We start from the raw sequence: 18,618 nt of genomic DNA on the forward strand, positions 1-18,618 counted from the left end.
AGGACCCCAGCACAAAGACATGGCGCCCGGCGCGGCGGTCAGGCGATCTGCGGCACACGGAGCGTTCCGCTGAGAGCTGCTGCCGTCAGGCCCTGACTCGGTTCACGGTGCACCGTTGCGCAGGACCCGACCACCGCGCCGGGCGCCAAGTCCTTCCGGAAGACAAGATACCCTAGGGACCCCAACATACGAGGAGGGGTGCGAGAGCGGCCGAATCGGCACGATTGGAAATCGTGTGTCCTGCAAGGGACCGTGGGTTCAAATCCCACCCTCTCCGCCAGACTCGGGCAACCGCCTGAGCCAATTCGACCAGCGCATCGGAGGTCCGCCGGCGGTCTGCTTCACGAACTCGCCCGTAACCCAGCGGCGGTAAGCGGCCACATCGGGCGGGCTTCGCAATGCGAGCAGGTACTTACCGTCCGCGCAGTACGCGTCGACCTCTTCCCATATCCGCTGGTACGCCTCCGAAGCCGCGCCGGCTTCCTTTGGAACCGTATAGACGAGATCCGCCTCTGTGTCTCCACGTGAGAGCGCGGCGTCGAGTTGATCGGAAGTTCCTTGAGAGAAGCGCTGATAGGCGGCCTGAAGAACCCGGTCCAACACTATGAGCCGCGCCGGGGCGTCGGCTGCGCTCGGTCCTTCCACGAGGTGGGCGAACTCGCGCATTATCTCGGCGCTGTGCTCTCCGGCGCGCTGGTGAATGGCGAGCGGGACGCCCTTCATGTGGACCTCGACCAGATCCTCGGCCATAACCCGCCGGGATGCTAGACGCTGGGAAGTCATGGCAAGCTCTCCGTCGGGCCACGCACCCGCACCGAACGGGACGTATCGCCCTACCGCAGAAAAGCACGAGAGGAAGGATCCCCGAACATGACCCCCGCCGAGAAGCACCCCGAGAGTGCCGGCCTGACCGACCTCACCGGCAAGGTCGCTTTGGTGACCGGGGCGTCCAAGGGGATAGGACTCGGGATCGCCAAGATCCTCGCCGAGCACGGGGCAAAGGTGATGCTGTCCTCGCGAAAGAAGGACGCGCTCGAGGGGGCGGCGGCAACGATCGACGGTTACACGGCCGTGCACTCCGCCCACGCGGGTGACCCTGACCAAGCGGCCGCGTGCATCCGGGCGACTGTCGACACGTTCGGCGGGCTCGACATCCTCGTGAATAACGCCGCAACCAATCCCTACTTCGGCCGAGCGATCGACATCGACCTGCCTCGCTACGACAAGACCATGGAGGTCAACCTCAGAGGACCGCTGGTCTGGACCCAGGAAGCGTGGCGCCAGATCATGTCCGAGCGCGGAGGAAACGTCATCAACATCGCCTCGATCGGGGGGCTTTCGTTTGGCGGACCCCTCGGCATCTACGACCTCACCAAGGCCGGCCTGATCCACATGACCAAGCACCTGGCAACCGAACTGGCGCCAGGTGTCCGCGTCAACGTGATCGCCCCCGGCCTGGTCAAAACCGACTTCGCCCGCGCTCTCTGGGAGCCTCTGGGCGACAAGACCCCTCCCGGACTGCCCCTTCGGCGACTCGGCGAGCCGGTAGACATCGCCAAGGCGGCGCTGTTCCTAGCCAGCGACATGTCTTCCTGGATGACGGGAGAGCTCGTCGTCGTCGACGGAGGAGCCCTGCTCAACTGAGTCGCAGATGACGTGCGCCGGCGAGCTACCCCCCATCGACGTATTCGGTCAGATCGGCGACGAGTACGAGCAGGTCGTTTACTGCCACGACAAAGCGACCGGCCTCAAGGCGATCATCGCAATCCACTCAACCGTACTCGGGCCGGCACTCGGTGGAACACGCTTCTATCCCTACGGATCCGGGGCAGCGGCGTTGACCGACGTGCTGAGGCTCGCCAAGGGAATGACGTACAAGTCCGCGCTCGCAGGCCTCGATCTGGGCGGCGGCAAAGCGGTGATCATCGGAAATCCTGCAACGACGAAAACAGAAGAGCTCCTCCGCACCTACGCCCGCTTCATCGACTCGCTCGGCGGGCGGTACCTGACAGCAGAGGACGTCGGCACAACCCAGGCGGACATGGACATGATCGCCCGGGAAACACAATGCGTGACCGGCACCTCACCTTTGCTCGGCGGTTCCGGCGATCCTTCGGAGGCCACTGCCAGAGGTGTCTACTGGTCGATGCGCGCTACGGCGGCACACCTCGACGGGGCCCCGGACCTGGCTGGGTTGCACGTTGTCATCTCTGGCGTCGGGAAGGTCGGCTCGTCCCTCGTCCACCTACTCAACGGCGACGGTGCGAAGGTCACGATCGCGGACGTCGACGACGCGGCGGTGTCGCGGCTCGTCACGGATCCGAACCTCGACGTGCAGGTTGCGGACGTACACGGCGTACACGCGATCGCGTGCGACATCCTTTCTCCGTGCGCGCTCGGAGGCGTTCTGAACGAGGCGTCGATCCCGGCACTGCGCTGCCGCGCGATCGTCGGTGCGGCGAACAACCAGCTCGCCGCCGAAAAAGACGCCGACCGTCTCGCCGCCAGGGGGATCGTCTACGTCCCGGACTTTGTGGCCAACGCTGGGGGTGTCATCAACATCGCGGACGAGCTAATGGGCTACCACCACGAACGAGCCATGGCCGCGGTCGAGCGGATATCCATTACGACCGCCGAGATCCTGCGCTTGTCGGACCGCGATGCAATTACGACCGTCAAGGCCGCGGAGTCGTTGGCGGAAGCGCGCATCAACGACGTAGCCACAAGCAAGCGCATCCGGTCCTTCGGGCCGCCCCGGCGCCACGGCTCCTAGGAGCCGGAGCGCCAGGATGTGTGAGCCGCCGCTAGGCGATCCTCCGGTAGCAGCTGACCATCGCTCCCATCGGTTGATAGGCCTTCGACGCCTCGTTGTCGATCAGCTCCAGGAACGAAGGATCGGAATTGATCTTCGCCTCCGATTCCTGCAGCTGCCCGAAGCTATCGGCCAGGAGCACCCAGGTGACGGATCCGAACTCCCCAGTGATGCCCGTCTGGAACATCGCTTCTCTTCCGCTGATCTGGTTGGCCAGTTGAGCGAACTGAACGCCCAACTCCGTTCCGCGACGGACGTTGCCAGGAGTCACTGTCGCGGTGGTGACCGAAGCCCAGTGGAAGTCACCCCCTGCGGCTCCCGGCGTCGCGTACACGATGGTGGCCAGGCGATCCTGCATGGTGCCGTCGGCGACGTAATTGGCGCTCTCGGCTGCCAAGGTGAGAAACCCGTTGTCGACGGACAGCTTTGAGTTGATCTCCTCGAGCTCGGCTGGCTCCTCGACCATCAGCGACCAGGCGCACATACCTGCGTCTGGAGAGGCGAAGGACGCCCACAAGGTCGACCGAACGCTCGAGATCTGGTTCACCTTCTCGGTGATTCTCACCGCCCAGTCCATTCCGTCGCGAGGATGCCCCACGACGAGCCGGGCAGTGCGTGACCACTGGTACATACTCCCCTCCATTCCTAGGTTGCGACCCGGCATGTCGCTGCCCCGTCCCTGCCGGCAAGGGAAGGCGCTGAACGCCCGCAGAAGTCTCCCTTGCAAGCCAGTATCCGCCCGGTCCGAAACTTGGTCTAGGGGCCTAATTGCCCCATAACGCCTAAAGCGTCTAGGCGGCGAGACGCCTCCGTGCCCGCCTCACGAGCAACTCGCCTCCCAAGCGCGCTGGAGCACTGCGGATGGCTGCCGGCTGGACGCGGTTGGCGGTCCGGATCGCGAGCACCCACGCGTCGAAAACGCGTTGCCGGCGTCCGTCCCAAACCATGCCGAACTCGGCTCTCAACCTTTTCGGCGTGGTCCCGTATGTGATCAGCCTTTCCAGGCCCAAGATCGGTCTGAGCGGAACCTCCAGGTGACCCGGCAGTCGCGGGCGCAACACGAAATTGACCAGGTCCCTTGCCACACCGTCGACCTCCATCGAGTTCACCATTCCGTCGAAGTAGGCGCGGAAGTCATCGACCGTCGGCGGATGCGCTTCTACTGGCAAACCAAGCGGCTCCGACACGAGCTTGGAGTCCTGATAGAACGCTTCGACATCACCCGCCGACAGTGCGCCGACGAACGTGGTGTAGGCGAGCAGCGCCGAGTCAACCAGGGTCGCGTGTACCCACATCAGGTTTTCAACCCGATTTGCTTCGTACCCCGGTCCCACTACGTGCTCGTGGATCCGGTGGATGCGTCCTCCGACGCCGGCGGCAAGCGCCTCGCTGCCGTTGACGATGGCGAACATCGCTTCGGCCGTGCCTCGCAGGCGTTTGAACGGGTTGGTTCGGAAGTCAGAGTGGTCCTCGACTCCGTGGGCCACAGCGGGGTGGGCCAGCTGGAGGACAAGGGCGCGTCCGGCCAGCAGCGCGACGGCCGGCTCGTTGTTTATCCGGCGGACCAAAGAATCCATCGGGATGTGGTCAGTCACCTGCGAGTGAGCGTACTCTCGCTGCGATGGCAGCTTCCCGCATCGAGGTTGAGATCACCCCCCTGTCCAACCGGGGGAAGGACTTGGAAGACGCGGCCATGGTCGCGGCACGCGCATTCCACAACGACCCTTTCTTCGAGTATCTCGACCCGCATGGGATAACGAGAGCTCGTGGGCTCGCCCTGTTCTGGCGCTCCGAGCTGGCCGCGCTCGGTCCCGACACCCGGCTGTCGGGGGCGCGCACTGCTGACGGCCGGCTGGTCGGAGTGTCGGCCTGGTTTCCGCCCGGGACCTACCCGCTGCCGGTCGCCACGCAGTTGCGGCAGCTCGCCGGCTCGGCGTGGGCCATGGCGCAGAGACCGTCGGCGCTTCTTAAGGGTCTGCGCTACCTGATCGCTATCGAAAAGGCTCATCCGAAGGATCAGCTCTGGTACTTGCTGCTCCTCGTCGTCGACCCGTCGGCGCAGCGCCTGGGTATCGGGGAACGGCTGCAGGAAGAGGGCATGGCGTCCGCCGACAAGGAGGGCCTGGACTGCTACCTCGAGACCCAAAAGCCGGAGAACCTCGTCTACTACCGGCGGTTCGGTTACGAGGTGGACCAGGAGTTGCGGCCTGTCAAGGACGGCCCGCCACTCTGGACGATGCGCCGTCCCAGCCGCTAGCGATCGGCCTTGTCCCCGCCGGAGCGCCCGCCGCGCTCAGGCCTCGGAATACCGCCCGGGCGGCCCCAGCGCCGTCCGAGCTGACTGTTGGTTTTATTCGCCGCCAAGTAGCCGTTCTCCTGCTTGGGGGATACCTTGCCCGGCGTGAACGACCTGGACGCCATGGACCTCGCGCTCGCCGAAGCCCGCAAGGCTGGCGACGACGGCGATGTCCCAGTTGGCGCGGTCGTCACCTCGCGCGGCGACGTTGTATCAGCCGCAGGGAACCGGCGGGAGGCGACAGGCGACCCGACCGCCCACGCCGAGATCATCGCCCTCCGGGAAGCCGCGCGCACGCTCGGCACGTGGCGTTTGTCGGACGCAACCCTTTACGTGACCCTCGAGCCCTGCCCGATGTGCGCCGGCGCGCTCGTGGCCGCACGCGTGGCTCGGTTGGTGTTTGCGTGCGCCGACCCCAAAGCTGGCGCGTGCGGCTCGCTTTACAACCTGTGCGCCGACCCAAGGCTCAACCATGAGCTCGAGGTCGTCACCGGTGTCCGCGAGGCCGAAGCATCGCAGCTGCTCAGCAGCTGGTTCGCGCAGCGCAGGCGAAAACTCGCCGAAGGTGCCGCTGGTAATCTTTGAGGAACCCAGGAGGGATGCGAGAGCGGCCGAATCGGACGGTCTCGAAAAGGGTGAACACCTGTTTTGGGGGGTAGGCCGTCGTAGGTCCTCATGGCCTGTGACCTGGGGTTTCTCGATCGGCCGTTGGATGGAGTCGGTCGGTTTCGGTTGCCGTGGGCTGCAAATTTTGGGATGAATTTTGGGATAGCTGATCGGACGGTCTCGCGTGCAGACCTTCCGCCACACCCGACTTCAAGTCCGTTTCTGGCTCCGCTGGTACTTGCTGGCGAGATACTCGTCGACCCAGGACTTGCTACTTCTCCAGTGGCCATCCGGGCCCTTCTGGGCCCGCAGTCGGCCCCGTTCGATGGCCGCCCGCATGGTCGAAACGCTCCGCTCTTTGGTGGCGAGAGCCGCCAAGGGCACGAGGCGCCGTGGTCCAGCCACCGCCGGCACCACGAACCGGTAAAGGTTGTCGCTGACGGCCCGGGCGACCATCTCGCCGAGCGGGCCCGGCTCTCCCCCGTCGGCTCGGCGTAGGGCGTTGAGGTACCGGTTCCGATCCCTCGTGTAGATGATCGCGGGTGGATACCCAAAGCGCACAAGCAGAAGGTTCATCATCAGCCGCCCGGTCCGTCCGTTGCCGTCCAGGAACGGGTGGATTCGTTCGAACTCGCCGTGGGCGGCGGCGATCCGTTCAATCAGGTTGTCCGAGGCCGCAATGACCTTCAGGGAGCGCACCCAGTCAGCCATCGCCGCTGGCACTTCGACCCACGACGGTGGTGTCATGCCGCCGGGGAACGGTTGGATGTCGTGTTCGCGGAAGCTGCCAGGCTTCTCCTTGGGCGTCGCGTTGGGGTGTGGCGACACTCCCCACACGGGTCCGAGGGCGAGACCATGCACGTGCCGGACCTCCGTCAGGGTCAGCGGAGCCTCCGGCTTCCACTCTCCCGGTTCAAGGGCCTGTCCGTAGACCCACCTCGCCGCGTCGGCATACCCTCGGACTTCCATGTACTCGCGAAGCTCCTTGTTGCCGACCGCCCTCCCCTCCGCCAAGAGGAGTTCCACTTGCTGGAGCACCAAGGTGTTGCCCTCCAAGGCCGTGGAGTGATGGGCTTCCTGGTACCAGATAGCCATCCAGATATCCTCGGCCTCCGCCGGCGAGGGGAGTCCGCCAAGCCGATCCCTCAGCTCGGCGACCGCTTCCTCGAGGCGTTGGTACACCGCTTTCCGGGAGGGACGACCAGGACCAGTTTTGTTGTGTTCCATTTATTTCGAGCTTAGCACGACAAATGACCTTTTGTCGCGTTGAGATTCGTCCTTGACATCCTCTACAAAATTGGTACCCCCACGGATTCAGTCCTGATGCCGCCCCGCGATTCAAGAGCACCAACTCAGTGCCGAAGCCCCGCTTGGCTGCAACTGAACACTCACCAGTTCGTGGCGGGCACGAAGCGATCGGGGACGTATTTCGCTTCGAACTAGGAGGCCAGTCCAGTCAGGCGTTTCATTCGCCCGTCTGCTGAGAGTCTCCGTTACATCATCAAGGAGTCAGGGGGTCACCGAAACGTGAGGCCCAGAGCCAGTGGCTCCTCTGGCTAGCTCGATGAGACCGTGCCCGGAGGGTTTCATTCGGAAACGCTGCCAATCAACTCCCCAAGCTCCTCCGGTGTGATCACGAAGGGAGCAACGAGCGATCGTACGTAAGCCATCCGAACCTCCTCGCTCATCTGATTCCACTTTTCGAGCGACCGCAAGTGGTCTCGCACTAGATCTTTCTCAATGGTTCTGCGGTGCCATTGTGACCAGTCAATCCACTGCTGAACACGGCCGCGATCACCGACACGGGCGTAGTGGTCCTTTATAGCTTGAACAACGCCGAAGGACAGCTCCGCGAGAATCGGGCTTCCCTGGAGGGCTGGATCACGCGGTTCGGCCAGAAACTTCGCTTCAAGCAGAGCCCTCTGCAGAATCAACAACTGTTCGATTGACAGGCTTTCGAACACTAATCCTTACCTCATCTGAAAGGGTTTGCTCCGCCATAAAGGAAGTCGGACGGCAGAAACGAGAGAGCACCTTGGTGAATGAACTCATTCGGTTGTGTGCCACGTGCGAAGAGCGCTCCCTCAGGCTGGTTAATCGCTATGACGAAGTCGCCGTTCCCAGCGTAGGCGGGGTTCCCGGCAACAGATGTGCAGATGTCTCCTCCGAGGACAACATGTCCTGAGTGAAGTAGACGTTCCCGCTGGATCCCGGGACAAAACGACCTGTCTTCATTATCCCTTGGAATCCCGCCTCATCCGTGTAATGGAAGAAGGTCGTGTCGCTGAGCTCAGGCTCAAGTCGAGTCAGGTCGCTCTGCACACTCGGGTACGCTCCGGAAGACCTTCATCAATCGCGGCTTCGGGGGTCGTGTCGAGTGTTTGGATATCACTCGCCGACGGAGGCCTGGAAGTACCCCCCAAGGGCGGCTAGTCCTAAGAGACCAGCGGCGTTAGCTCCAGCTGCGAGCTTGTCGGGTGCGCCCAAGAAGGGAGATTCCCCGACTTCGAGCCGCCATAGGGACCGACGCTTCTGCGCCAAGCTGTCATAGCGAGCCAGGGCGGTGCTGAGCGACAAACCGAATAGATCCGGAGCGGTACACCTCCGCATGTGGCCTCTTGTTGCCGTACTCCTGCCAGTCGAACACCAGTTGATCGTAACTGTCGATGACCAGCTCCTCGTCGCCAACCACGGGTTGTGCCGGTGCCGTTAACACCAGCAACAGTTGTTCGTCGAGTTCGAGCAACAGGCGATCGTTCCACACCTCAGCTTTGGTCAGCTGATGAAGTGATCGGCCTGGGCCGCCGAACCAACCGTCCGGAAGTTCGAGGCTCGCCACCTTCGCTTGGCGAAACCAATCGATGACCGTCGTTAGCACGACCTCGGCGCTCATGGCAACAACCAATCCGGGTTAACCCACGGGATGTATACCTGGCTGCCGCCGCCGAGAAGGCTGCCGCCTCCGGCGATGCTTTGCGGTCCGGCGATTCCCTCAAATATCTCGGTGCCTGCCGGGACTCTTATGGCCGAAACGGCTTCAGCAGTGTTTTCCCAGGCAGGGTTCAACGCTAAGTCGAGCTGGCCCTGGAGTGGCCCAGTTGGCATCGTCTGGGTCCAGAACGGCGAGAGGGGGCCCGACCGACCGCCGTAGGCATGGTAAAGCGTGGTGTCTTCAGCAGTAGTGAGCTGTGTGTAGCTACCCGATCGGAAGGTGCTGGCAACAGTCTCGCCACTTGGCATCGTGATTTTGTCGAGCGGCCCAGGACCATTGTGCGGACCCCATCGAATCGGTCCTCCGGCCGCCGCACTTTCCTCTGCCGCGGCTGGTGCCGCTCTCGCCGCGGCGGCGGCTGGTTGTTCAGCTACAGCGGCTGCCACTTGTTCCGGTATCGCAGCGGCGGCTTCCTCACCGCCGGTTCGCAGGATGCTGCTGACGGCGCCGATTGCACCCGAGGTGCCGGCTTTGATGAGCGTGCCCGCGCCGAGAGTGAGGACGGTGATGACGATTTGGTCTTGGATGGCGCTGAAGGTGGGATCGGGGTAGGTGGCGCCGACGTCACACATGCTGTTGTCCTGGGCGCAGAGTTCCTGGGCCAGGGCGGCGGCCTGAGCGGGGGTGGCCCCGTAAGCGATATCACCCGCGGCACCGCAGAGAGCTTGCTCGTACACGCAGCCTTTGAGGTCGGCCCGGAAGGCCTGCTCGTCCGCAGACAGGCGGCCGGTGTAAGCGTCGAGCGCGACCTGGTGCTGGTAGGCGCCGATCTGTTCCCCGGCCGCGTAGGATGCCTCTTGACTGCGGATCGACTCTTGTTCGGCTGCTTTGATGTCGGCCCGGTCGGCAGCAGTGCACGGGTCGTCGCAGGCGATGTGATGCCCGTTCGCGTCGTTGAAGTTGAGTGGGTCGCCGTTTACGTAGGTGTAGGTGTCGGCTGTGAGTGGGTCGGTGTGGATGGAGGTGTTGGCTTGTGATCCGCCGTTGAGGTAACTGTCGGGGGTTGTGAATGCGGCTTTGGTCGGGTCGTAGGTGCGGGTGCCGTTTTGGTAGGTGCCGGTGTTTTGGTCTCGCCTGTTGGTTTGGTAGGCGAGGTCGCTGATGCTTGTTCCGACGCTGCAGGCGTTGGTGGCGCCTGACGGAAGGTTGGTCGGGTTGCCGAAGGGGTCGTAGCGGGTGGCGCAGGCGATGAGCCCGGCGCTGTTTTCGACGGTGGCGATGTTGTTGTTGCCGTCGGTGGAGAGGTATTGGGTCTGGTCGGGGAACCCGTGAACGGCAAGCGGTGAGCCGTTGGGGGCTAGCTCGTAGCTGGTGAGCGTCAGGCTGTCTGTTGTTTCGTCAGCGACGTGGCTTGTGAGGTCGTAGTAGGTGACAGTCGTGAAAGTGTTCACCGTGGTCCCGGCCCCTACGGGTGTGTGGGAGGTGTCGTTTGTTTGGCGTCCTAGGCCGTCGTAGCCGTAGGTAACTGTGGCCGGGTTGCCGCAGGTGCTGGCGGTGACGGTCGCAGTTTGGGTCCGTCCGAACGGGTCGTAGGTGTAGTTGGTGCAGCCGTCTGAAGTGAGCCGACCTGCGCCGTCGTAGCTGTAGCTGGCGCTGCAGCCTGACTGGGTTCCGTTTCCGGAACCGCAGATGGCGTCGTCTGGTCCGTAGAAGTAGCCGGTCGGCCCGTATCCGGTTCGGTTGCCGTTCGGGTCGTAGGTGATGGTTTGGTTGGTGCCGGCTTGGTTGAAAGAGGCGAGCCGTCCAGCAGCGTCGTAGCTGTAGGAGTAGTTGCCGGTGTTCCAGGTGCCGGCTGTGCTGCCGCTTAGCGGGCATCCGGTTGTCGCTGTGCAGGCCAGGGTTTGGCTGTTGATGCGACCCTGGTTGTCGTAGCTGTAGCCCCACGCTGAGAGTGTGCCCTGAGGTCCGGTGAGCGTCTGAGTCTGCAGGGCGTCGTCGGCGTAGTAGCTGTATTGAGTGTTGTCCTGGTTGCCGTCGGAGCGATTGGTGAGCAGGCCGTCGCTGTTATAGGAGAAGCGGATCGGGTTTTGGCCAGTGATGCTTGTTGTTGCCTGAATGGGTATCTCGGCGTCGCTCTGGGTGTAGGTGGTCGTGGTCCCCCCGTTGCCGGTGGGTCCGTCGGAGCGGCCGGTTAGGGCGGCGACCGCGTCGTAACTGTTGGTTTGGGTTTCGGTCCCGTCCGCGGTCTGGTAGAGGAGTCCGTCGAGGTAGTAGCTGGCCGTAACGGTCGAGTTTGAGGCGGTGTCTGCGATGCGGGTCGGGTTGCCGGCGGGGTCGTAGGTGGTTGTGATGGTGTCGCCGTTATTGGTTCCGCTTTGGAGCGACGGGCGCCCCGCGTTGTCGTAGGTGGTGGTGATCGTCCCTGGGTCGGCCCCGAGTGAGGGGTCTTTGGGGTAGCCGGTCAGGGCGTTCGGCGGGCTGTTGGCGTCGGCGAGGAAGGTGTCGATGCTGGTTTGGCGGCCTTGGGCGTCGTAGCCGTAGCTGGTCTGGCGGTAGCGGGTGCCGTCTGTCGAGAGTGGGTTCGCGCTGTACGCGAGGAGGTTGTCGAAGGTCCAGCCCTGGACGGTCGACAGCCCCAGCGGGTTGGCGGCGGCTTTGGCGTTGGCATCTGGGGACGTGACGGTGGTGGGGTTCCCGTTGGCGTCGTAGCTGTAGGAGGTGACATCGCCGCCGGTGTCGGTCCTCGATGCGACAGTGCCGTCGCTGTTGTAGCTGACCGTTGCTGGGTTCTGGCCGCTAGCCGCCTGCGGCAAGACGGTGGAGGTCTTCTCACCGGAAGCGTCGTAGTGATCGCTTTCGGTCACAAACCAGGAACCGGACGCCAAGAGGCTGGTGGCGTTCGGGGAGGCGTTGACCTCGGTTTGGTACAGCGTGCTGTCTGGGTTGTAGACCCTCGCGGTGATCAACCCCGAGGGTTCGGTCAGGGTGGTCTGGCGTCCCTGCCCGTCGTAGCCGAAGCTGTAGTCGGCCTGGCTGAGGTCGTTGACCGGGTTCGGGGTGTCGAGCCCGATCTTGAGGCCGTCGTCGCTGTAGGTGATCGCCTGGTAGCGGCTCGAAGGGTCCGGAGTACCGGGCGTGATGCGGGTCAGTTCGCTCTCGGCGTCATAGGCGGAACGGGTGACGCACACCCCGATGGTGCCGGGGTAGAAGGGTGTGGATGTGCCGGGGGCTACGACCAGCGAGGCGGGCCGGTTGGCGGTGGTGCAGTCGGCCGGTTGGGCGCCACCGTCGTTCCCGGGGTCGCTGATGCCGTCACCGGTGCGGGGGCTGTAGTAGGCAGTGGGCCGTCCGTCCGTGTCGATATCCCATGCCTTCATGTAGGAGATGTCAGGGCTGGTCGCCGAGGAACGGAACGCTTGTGGGGGTAGTACGGCAGCGATGTTGCCGTCGGCGTCGTAGATCCTTCGGGTGCGAACATTGGAGCCCTTGGTTGGGTCGTAGGCGCCCGAGTTGTCGGTCGGGTCGTAGCCGACGATGGTGTCGACGGGTCGCAGGTCGGAGTCGAATGTGTATCCGGTGACCCTGTTGGTCGGGTCGGTCACCGAGGTGGTGTCCCCGGAGGGGTCGTAGCCGTAGTTGGTGATCTCGGTCACTCCCGCCGAGCGGGGGACCGCCATAGCCATCTTGCGGTCCAAGGCCTTGTAGGTCCAGGTGGTTGAGTTGCCGCGTGCGTCGGTGGCCGATATCTCGTTGCCGTCCGCGTCGTAGGTAGCCGATGTGGTGAACACGGTCGGGTTGGTGGCGTTCCCGTCGGCGGTGCCGGCTGCTACCCGGTAGCGGGTGGTGGCGACTGGATGGTCGGCGGGGTCGTAGCTGGTGTAGGTGGAGTAGTAGTCACCGGTGCCGCTCGAGGGAAGGGGCCCGCAGGTTCCGGTGGCGAGTTTTCCTTCGGCGAACGCCCTGGGGGGGCAGACGGCGATCTTGTTGCCGTCCGCGTCGTACACCGTGTCGGTTTCTGGGTTCGCGAAGTCGGCGCTGGCCGCCTCGAAGGTTTGGACCGGTCGGCCGAGACCGTCGTAATGGTTGGTGGTTGTGGCATTGGTGGCGTCGGTGAGCTTGACGGGGTTGCCGAGCCCGTCGAAGGCCGTGGTGGCGACGCACACGTAGTCCGAGGCGGGTATCGAGCCTGGAAGCCCCGACGGGTTGGTGTTGCAGGTGGTGGCGCCGTAGTTGGAGTTGGCCGAGCGGACCGTGTAGGTGACGGTGTTACGTCCGGCGGCGTCGTAGACCCAGGCGCTGATCGGCGTGTCGGCCGATCCTGCGCTATGGGGCGGCTGGGTTTGGGTGATCTTGCGCCGGGCGCCGTCGTATGCCCAGTTGGTGGTGGCGGCAACCTGCCCGTCGCTGGAGCCGGTCGGCAGGGTCTTGGATGTGAGGTTGTCGTCCGCGTCGAAGATTTGGATGGTCGCGTAGTTGTGGGCTGTGTCGATAATCCCCCTGGGCGGGGTGATTGTGGTGGGGTTGCCGTTGTTGTCGCGCTGGTAGCAGGTGACGTCGCCCAATGCGTCGACGCTCATGCGCGCGCTCCGCCAAGGCGTGGCCGCGACATCGGGGGTGCAGGAGGTTACGCTGTCGGCTCCGTAGAGGGTCTGGCTGTATCCGCTGACGGTGGTGCAGGCCGGGTTGCCGTAGCAGCTGGCCTGCTGGCCCGCCGCTGTTGTGGTGTTGCGGTCCCAGGTTCTGATCGTGTTACCGGCGGAGTCGTATCCGAAGGCGACGAAGTTCGTGGTGGCGGTGGCCGCCGATCCGGCGGTGCCGTAGCTGGCGGTCGGGTCGATCACAGCTTCGAGCCAGCCTCCGGCGCTGGTGTGCCCCGATAGGTCCTTTGCGCTGTCGGGGTAGTAGAGGTATCGGTAGGAGCCGGTGTCCTTGCCCGAGTTGACCATGGGGGTGGTCATCTGGGTTTTCTCGCCGTAGCCGTTGTAGACGTAGGTGGTGCAAGCGACCTGTCCTGATCTTGAGCAGACCCCGGCGGGGGTGTTCACCGCGGCGTCGGCTGGGGTGTCGGTTTCGCAGACGACGCCTGTGTTTGCGTGGATGGTGGTGCACAGCGCCGCCTGGGTCGGGTCGGACGGTGATTGCAACACGTTGGGCTGGACCGTGGAGGACGAGTCGGTCACCCAGCTGCTCAGATACGGGGTCCACGCCGGTATTGAGGAACCTTGGTTGTTCCCGTTGGGCGAGAGCGACTGGCTGTGGTCGGCGATGACGAAAAGCGTCCCTGCAGGGACAGCGGAGAATCCCGACGACATGGTGGTCGTGCCGGCACCGGCGACTTGATAGTTGGCGGTTGACGACGCGGTCGCGCCGGTGGCCCAGAACTGCAGGTTGTAGCCGTTGGTGAGGGTCGCGAAGGTTTGTGGGCTGGTGCCGATCTGGCGGGACTGCGCGAGGACGTCACCGGTCACGGTGTAAGTGGTGTTGGTGAGGGCGTCGGGTGTCGTGATGTGGTTGGTCTGTCCGGTCTCGGCATCGGACATGCCCAGGCGTTTGGTGCTGCACAAGTCGTTGTCGACGATCGAGTCCGGGGTTCTGCAGGTGGCCGACGCGGTGTCCCAGCTGTTGCTGGTCACCGTGAGCGAGCAGGTGGAATGCTCCAGCAGAGACGTGCCCGGGCAAGCGCTGCCGGTGTATGGGGTGCCGGTGTCGACCTCCGCGACACGTCCGGAGGTGTCGATCCCGGCGAACTGGGTTTGATCGCAACCCGAGGTGGAGCTCGGCCCGCACGACGAGGGGGGTGCGGCGGTGGCCTGGTCGACGGTGGTGTAGGCGAAGGCGGCGTTGTACGCGAAGGCGGTGGTGGCGCCTCTGCGGTCGGTCACCGACGCGATCGCTGGCTTTCCGCCGGCAGGGTCGACGCTCTGGCCCGTGAAGGGGTCGGGGGTGTAGGTGAACGAGGTGACCGCACCGCGGGGGTCGCTGGCGGAGCACAGCTGGTCGGCGCCTGCCCCGTCACTGGACCCGCAGGCGTTGCCGTAGCTGTAGAGGAGGACGGACCTGTCGGGGTTGACCACCCTTATGAGGTGATTGGCGCTGTCGAAGTCGTAAGTGGTCGGGCGCCCGGCTGGATCGGTGACACACGTGGTTGCCGTTACGCCGGTGGCGTTGTCGACAGGACAGCTCGGATTCGCGGGGTTGCTGTAGGCGAATTGCAGGGACCGGCAGGTGCTAGGAGGTGTCCAGCCCTGCGCGTTGGGGGAGCAGTTGGGGACCGACGACTCGACCACGTAGCGCAGACGGCCGAGCGCTGTCGGGGCGGCCGAGAGGACCGGGAGGGTCTGGTACCCGTAGGCCAGCTGGGTGCCGGCCCGGCTGGTCAGCGACAGCAGCTCACCGGTCGGCGCCCACACGTATCGCAGCCCGTCGGGGCGTTCGGCGGCGTAACCGGCGAGTGAGGTGACGGTGCCCGAGGCCGGCGAGCATGTGCCCGCTGCCGCCTGCCCGGTCAATGCCACGTACCGCCACAAGCCGAGATGCACCCCCGGCGGGGCGGTGTAGCCCTGGTCGATGCACAGCGTGGCGTTCGCGCCCGGCGAGGGATAGAACACCACTCCGGGGTTGCCGGAGCTGAGGATGGTCTCCATCAGCTTGGTGGCCCCAGTGAGACTGCCTGTCCCGCCCTCGGCGAGCTGTCCGAGCGCCCCCGAAGGAGCGCTCACCGGTTGAGGCACGAAAGTGTGGTGGGTGCCGTCGCGGTCAACCAGCACGACGTTCAACGGGCTGTTCAGCAAGTCCGTGGCCGCACCGGACCCGAAGAAGATCCCAGACGTTCCCACACCCGAGCCGACCAGGTTGTCCGCCTCGCCCACATTTAGCGTCCAGCCGGTCCCGAAGCTCCCCGGGAACGACAGAGCCGTCGCGTCCTCGCTGTTGTAGGTGCGCTCCACGATCATCCCCAGCGGGCCATGACCGTTCACCGGGGTCGAGTCGGTCTGCTGCAAGACCAGGTTCCCGTCGGAGACGTTCACCCCAGCGCTGGCCTGCGGACCAACCGGGGAGGTCACATAGCTCCACCAGTTCTCCAAACCCAGGTAGGGGGTGGTACCTCCGGCGCGGACGGTTCCGGTGACCGCGACAGTGTTCGAATTCGCGCCCGGCCCGTAACCATTGGCGTTGTGCGCAGCCACCGTGAAGTAGTAGGAGTCACCGCCGGTCAGACCGGTGATGCGAGCCGAGTAGCACGTGGCGCACACCAAGGTCGCCGACCCCGCGGTAGCTGTTGTCGTGTTGTAGGGGGTCACGGAGAATTGGTCGATGGCTGATCCGCCGTTCGACGCCGGTGCGGACCAGGTGACCGTCGCCTGGCTATCCCCGCCGGTAGCGGACACGCTCTGGGGCGCGCTCGGCGTGTTGGCCACGGTGAACTGCTCCCACCCTGACCAGCCGGAACACACGGTGTTCCACTGATCCACGCAGTCCTGGACGCGGTATTCGTACTGACCGCCCGACGCCAAACCAGATGGCACCTGCCATGAGCTCTGCGCCCCTGAGCCCACATTCGACTGGGTCCCCGCCGCCACCTCGGAGGAAGGCAACGACGAGTAGCCCGCCCACACCTGATAGTGGTAGTCCAACGACAAGTTGTCCGAATCTGTGGCGGTAGCCGTCAGGTTCGGGTTCAAAGACGTCGTGACCACCGGCGGTGAGCATTGCGACGAACACGGTGTCACCGACAGCCCCGACGGGGTCGACGGCGTGTGATAGTAGGAGACCTCCAAGGTCGCCCCGTCGCTGACCTGCTTCCAGTAGTAAGGGTTCGATTCGTTGGTGTACAGACCCAACGTCGTGTTGGTCCATCCGTTGGCGACCGCCTGCTGGATGGCGTTTGTGACGTTGAACTGGATCGGGTTCCCGTTCGTCGGGCAGGCCGTGTTGGGGTTGCCGCCGGGGAAGTACGGGTTCTGCTGGGCGAAGGTCTGGGTGTCCTGACCGGTGAGCTGCGCGGGCTGCGCGTTCCATGTGGTGCCAGGCCCGATGGGACCGGTCAGATACGCCGATACAGGCTCAGGAGTGCACGAGTAAGACCACTCCGGGTAGATGTTCCACACCGCGTTGGCGATCGTCGTCCCCATGATGTTCGAGGAGTCCATCTCCCAAAACGAGCGAGCCACATGGGTGCCGTCGCCAGAGGTCACATATCCGACATGCTGGAAGGAGGTGTTGTCGAAATAGGACTGGTTCGGGTAGCGAACGTCGACGTAGGTGTAGTTGATGTAGTTGTTCAGAACCACTGGGTCCACGAACACCGGGAAGCTCACCCCGGTCGAGCGCGCCGGTGACGCCGCGTCGATGCTCACCGAGTCGGCCGACACGACATCGCTCACCGGCCGGCCCCCCTCCCCCATGCCCGGGCCGTCCACAGACGCGCCGGGCGACGAGGAATCCCACCACACCGGCGAAGGCACCAGCAGATGATCAGCCGATGAGGCAGAACCCGCTCCCCCAGCCGACAGGTGGGCCCCCGCCACTTCGAAACGCAACGATCCGAGCCCCGGGTCGGCCGCTGCTGTGGGCGAGTTGATCCGCAGCACCTCGCGCATGCCCTGCACCGAGGCGGTCAGCACCAGATCCACGCCTGGCAGCACGTTCGTGTAGGTGGCCGTCGACCCCGACACCGAGGGTGCAGGGACCGGGCCGCCAGGCCACGACACCGAGATCCATTTGCCCAGCGACAACACCTTCGCCATCGCTCCCGGTCCGCCACCGGAGAACACCAGTTGCGCTGGTGACGCCACCGGGCGCCACTGACCGTCCATGCCCCGCTGCAAGGACGTGTCCACGGGTACCCACCGTCCGTTCTGGAGGACCCGCACAGGGACCGACGACTCGGTCATCTTGAAAGACCCGTCCGGCTCCGCCTTTATCTCCGTCGTCTGCGAGGTCCTCGAGCTCACCGTCACCTCGTGGTGGAAATGGCGGGCGATCTCCGACGCCTTCAGATCGGTATCGGCCGACGACGCGTCGGCCAGACCGGATTGCGCACTCCTGGCGGTGGGGGCGCTCGACGGCTGCGCCGCCGAAGCAGGCACAGCCGGAAGCCACGCTGCGCTGGTCGCCAGCACCGCCACCACAGCGGCCCGTGGTTTCCACCGTCGCAACAAATCGCCCCAAGGGGAGTGGGCGGTCATCGCGAGGCTCCCGCGACGACGCGACGTGCGCGCCGCTCGCAACCGCTGACCGCAGAGTAGAGACCGGTAACCTCGCGCAGGCGCGGCTGGGACCGACGAAGTCCACCACTTGGCAACATTTGCGCCCCTTCCAGGCGTTGAAACGAATATCTACCGAGGCGGACACAACGAGGACGAACAGCTCCCAGTCGCTATCGGCGCACGGGTCCAGAACAAGAACTATCAACGACAGCTCCGAACCACGCCTCAACTGCTCGGTGGCCGCAGAGCGGATCTAATCAACCAAAGACGTCAGAGAACGAAAGTTGCCCCAAGGGCCGCGACACCACACCAGCCGCTCTCCTCCAACTCAAAAGGCCCCCTCCGTCCTTTCCCAGCGATTCGACTGCCACCCCGCTGTCGCGAGCCGTCGCGTCGACCCGGCAACCTGCTATTGAGACATAGTTAGACATAACAGCCTCCTCTCCTTCAAATCGTCCGAATGGCTTCAGGCGTAGACACTCCCGATTCGACCACTTCCGCGTCTGGCGCAAACGCCGCCTGCGTCAAGTGGAAGGCGAGTATGGCGACAAGCTCGACGAGGTCGTCGACTTCCTCGCCGACTTTGCCGCCCAGATCAAGGCCGTCGGCCCCAAGACCTACCTCGAATCCATGGCCTACAACGATCGAGACGCCGAACGAGAGAGGCAGCAAGAGCTCGACCGGCTGTCCCGAGATCGCCGTTCCTGACGGCCTTCATGTAACGCAGTCGCATCGGGAGGACAAGCCCCGATGAAGACATCAA

Annotated in this window: 13 protein-coding genes, 1 tRNA gene and 1 other RNA gene; 7 read left to right on the plus strand and 8 right to left on the minus strand. The window is 64.5% G+C overall.

Features of this window, described 5'->3' with window-relative positions; translation table 11 throughout:
• Positions 1 to 33: 33 nt before the first annotated feature.
• An RNA gene (gene ffs, locus VFZ97_00805) (signal recognition particle sRNA small type) lies at positions 34 to 132 on the minus strand.
• Between the two features lie 60 nt (positions 133 to 192).
• On the opposite strand from ffs, the gene VFZ97_00810 reads away from it, so the two are divergent.
• Positions 193 to 280: transfer RNA gene (locus tag VFZ97_00810), tRNA-Ser, on the plus strand.
• Here the strand turns inward: VFZ97_00810 and VFZ97_00815 are convergent.
• Complete coding sequence (locus tag VFZ97_00815; protein ID HEX6391949.1) at positions 259 to 750, minus strand: hypothetical protein; 492 nt, start codon at positions 748 to 750, stop codon at positions 259 to 261. The genes VFZ97_00810 and VFZ97_00815 overlap by 22 nt on opposite strands.
• 120 nt (positions 751 to 870) lie before the next feature.
• Between VFZ97_00815 and VFZ97_00820 the strand changes: the two genes are divergently transcribed.
• Positions 871 to 1,644, plus strand: a complete 774-nt coding sequence (locus VFZ97_00820; protein ID HEX6391950.1) for an SDR family oxidoreductase — start codon at positions 871 to 873, stop codon at positions 1,642 to 1,644.
• A 7-nt stretch (positions 1,645 to 1,651) separates the two neighbouring features.
• A complete protein-coding gene (locus VFZ97_00825) occupies positions 1,652 to 2,773 on the plus strand; it encodes a Glu/Leu/Phe/Val dehydrogenase dimerization domain-containing protein (GenBank protein ID HEX6391951.1) in 1,122 nt (373 codons plus the stop codon).
• Between the two features lie 31 nt (positions 2,774 to 2,804).
• Here VFZ97_00825 and VFZ97_00830 read toward each other — a convergent pair whose 3' ends face one another.
• Together VFZ97_00830 and VFZ97_00835 are read right to left on the minus strand one after the other, a co-directional pair.
• On the minus strand, positions 2,805 to 3,443 hold the full coding sequence (locus VFZ97_00830; protein ID HEX6391952.1) for a hypothetical protein: 639 nt from the start codon (positions 3,441 to 3,443) through the stop codon (positions 2,805 to 2,807).
• Positions 3,444 to 3,603: 160 nt separating this feature from the next.
• Positions 3,604 to 4,407: an oxygenase MpaB family protein gene (locus VFZ97_00835; protein ID HEX6391953.1), complete on the minus strand. Its 804-nt coding sequence runs from the start codon at positions 4,405 to 4,407 to the stop codon at positions 3,604 to 3,606.
• Positions 4,408 to 4,433: 26 nt separating this feature from the next.
• On the opposite strand from VFZ97_00835, the gene VFZ97_00840 reads away from it, so the two are divergent.
• Together VFZ97_00840 and tadA are read left to right on the plus strand one after the other, a co-directional pair.
• Positions 4,434 to 5,069 (plus strand): GNAT family N-acetyltransferase, encoded by a 636-nt coding sequence (locus tag VFZ97_00840; protein ID HEX6391954.1) that lies wholly within the window; start codon positions 4,434 to 4,436, stop codon positions 5,067 to 5,069.
• Between the two features lie 144 nt (positions 5,070 to 5,213).
• Positions 5,214 to 5,693, plus strand: coding sequence for a tRNA adenosine(34) deaminase TadA (gene tadA, locus VFZ97_00845; GenBank protein ID HEX6391955.1), 480 nt, complete (start codon positions 5,214 to 5,216; stop codon positions 5,691 to 5,693).
• 231 nt (positions 5,694 to 5,924) lie between these two features.
• Here tadA and VFZ97_00850 read toward each other — a convergent pair whose 3' ends face one another.
• From VFZ97_00850 to VFZ97_00865, 4 genes are all read right to left on the minus strand, one after another.
• The gene (locus VFZ97_00850; protein HEX6391956.1) at positions 5,925 to 6,941 is read right to left on the minus strand and encodes a Fic family protein; all 1,017 of its coding nucleotides are present in this window, start codon (positions 6,939 to 6,941) and stop codon (positions 5,925 to 5,927) included.
• A 359-nt stretch (positions 6,942 to 7,300) separates the two neighbouring features.
• Complete coding sequence (locus VFZ97_00855) at positions 7,301 to 7,678, minus strand: hypothetical protein (GenBank protein ID HEX6391957.1); 378 nt, start codon at positions 7,676 to 7,678, stop codon at positions 7,301 to 7,303.
• A 581-nt stretch (positions 7,679 to 8,259) separates the two neighbouring features.
• Positions 8,260 to 8,607, minus strand: a complete 348-nt coding sequence (locus VFZ97_00860; GenBank protein ID HEX6391958.1) for a hypothetical protein — start codon at positions 8,605 to 8,607, stop codon at positions 8,260 to 8,262.
• The gene (locus tag VFZ97_00865; GenBank protein ID HEX6391959.1) at positions 8,604 to 17,486 is read right to left on the minus strand and encodes an RHS repeat-associated core domain-containing protein; all 8,883 of its coding nucleotides are present in this window, start codon (positions 17,484 to 17,486) and stop codon (positions 8,604 to 8,606) included. The genes VFZ97_00860 and VFZ97_00865 overlap by 4 nt, the downstream gene beginning before the upstream one ends.
• On the opposite strand from VFZ97_00865, the gene VFZ97_00870 reads away from it, so the two are divergent.
• Together VFZ97_00870 and VFZ97_00875 are read left to right on the plus strand one after the other, a co-directional pair.
• The gene (locus VFZ97_00870; protein HEX6391960.1) at positions 17,479 to 17,883 is read left to right on the plus strand and encodes a hypothetical protein; all 405 of its coding nucleotides are present in this window, start codon (positions 17,479 to 17,481) and stop codon (positions 17,881 to 17,883) included. The genes VFZ97_00865 and VFZ97_00870 overlap by 8 nt on opposite strands.
• 500 nt (positions 17,884 to 18,383) lie before the next feature.
• A complete protein-coding gene (locus VFZ97_00875) occupies positions 18,384 to 18,563 on the plus strand; it encodes a hypothetical protein (GenBank protein ID HEX6391961.1) in 180 nt (59 codons plus the stop codon).
• Positions 18,564 to 18,618 lie beyond the last annotated feature (55 nt).

It is taken from the genome of Acidimicrobiales bacterium (genome assembly GCA_036378675.1).
In the GTDB taxonomy this organism is placed as follows: Bacteria; Actinomycetota; Acidimicrobiia; order Acidimicrobiales; family Palsa-688; genus DASUWA01.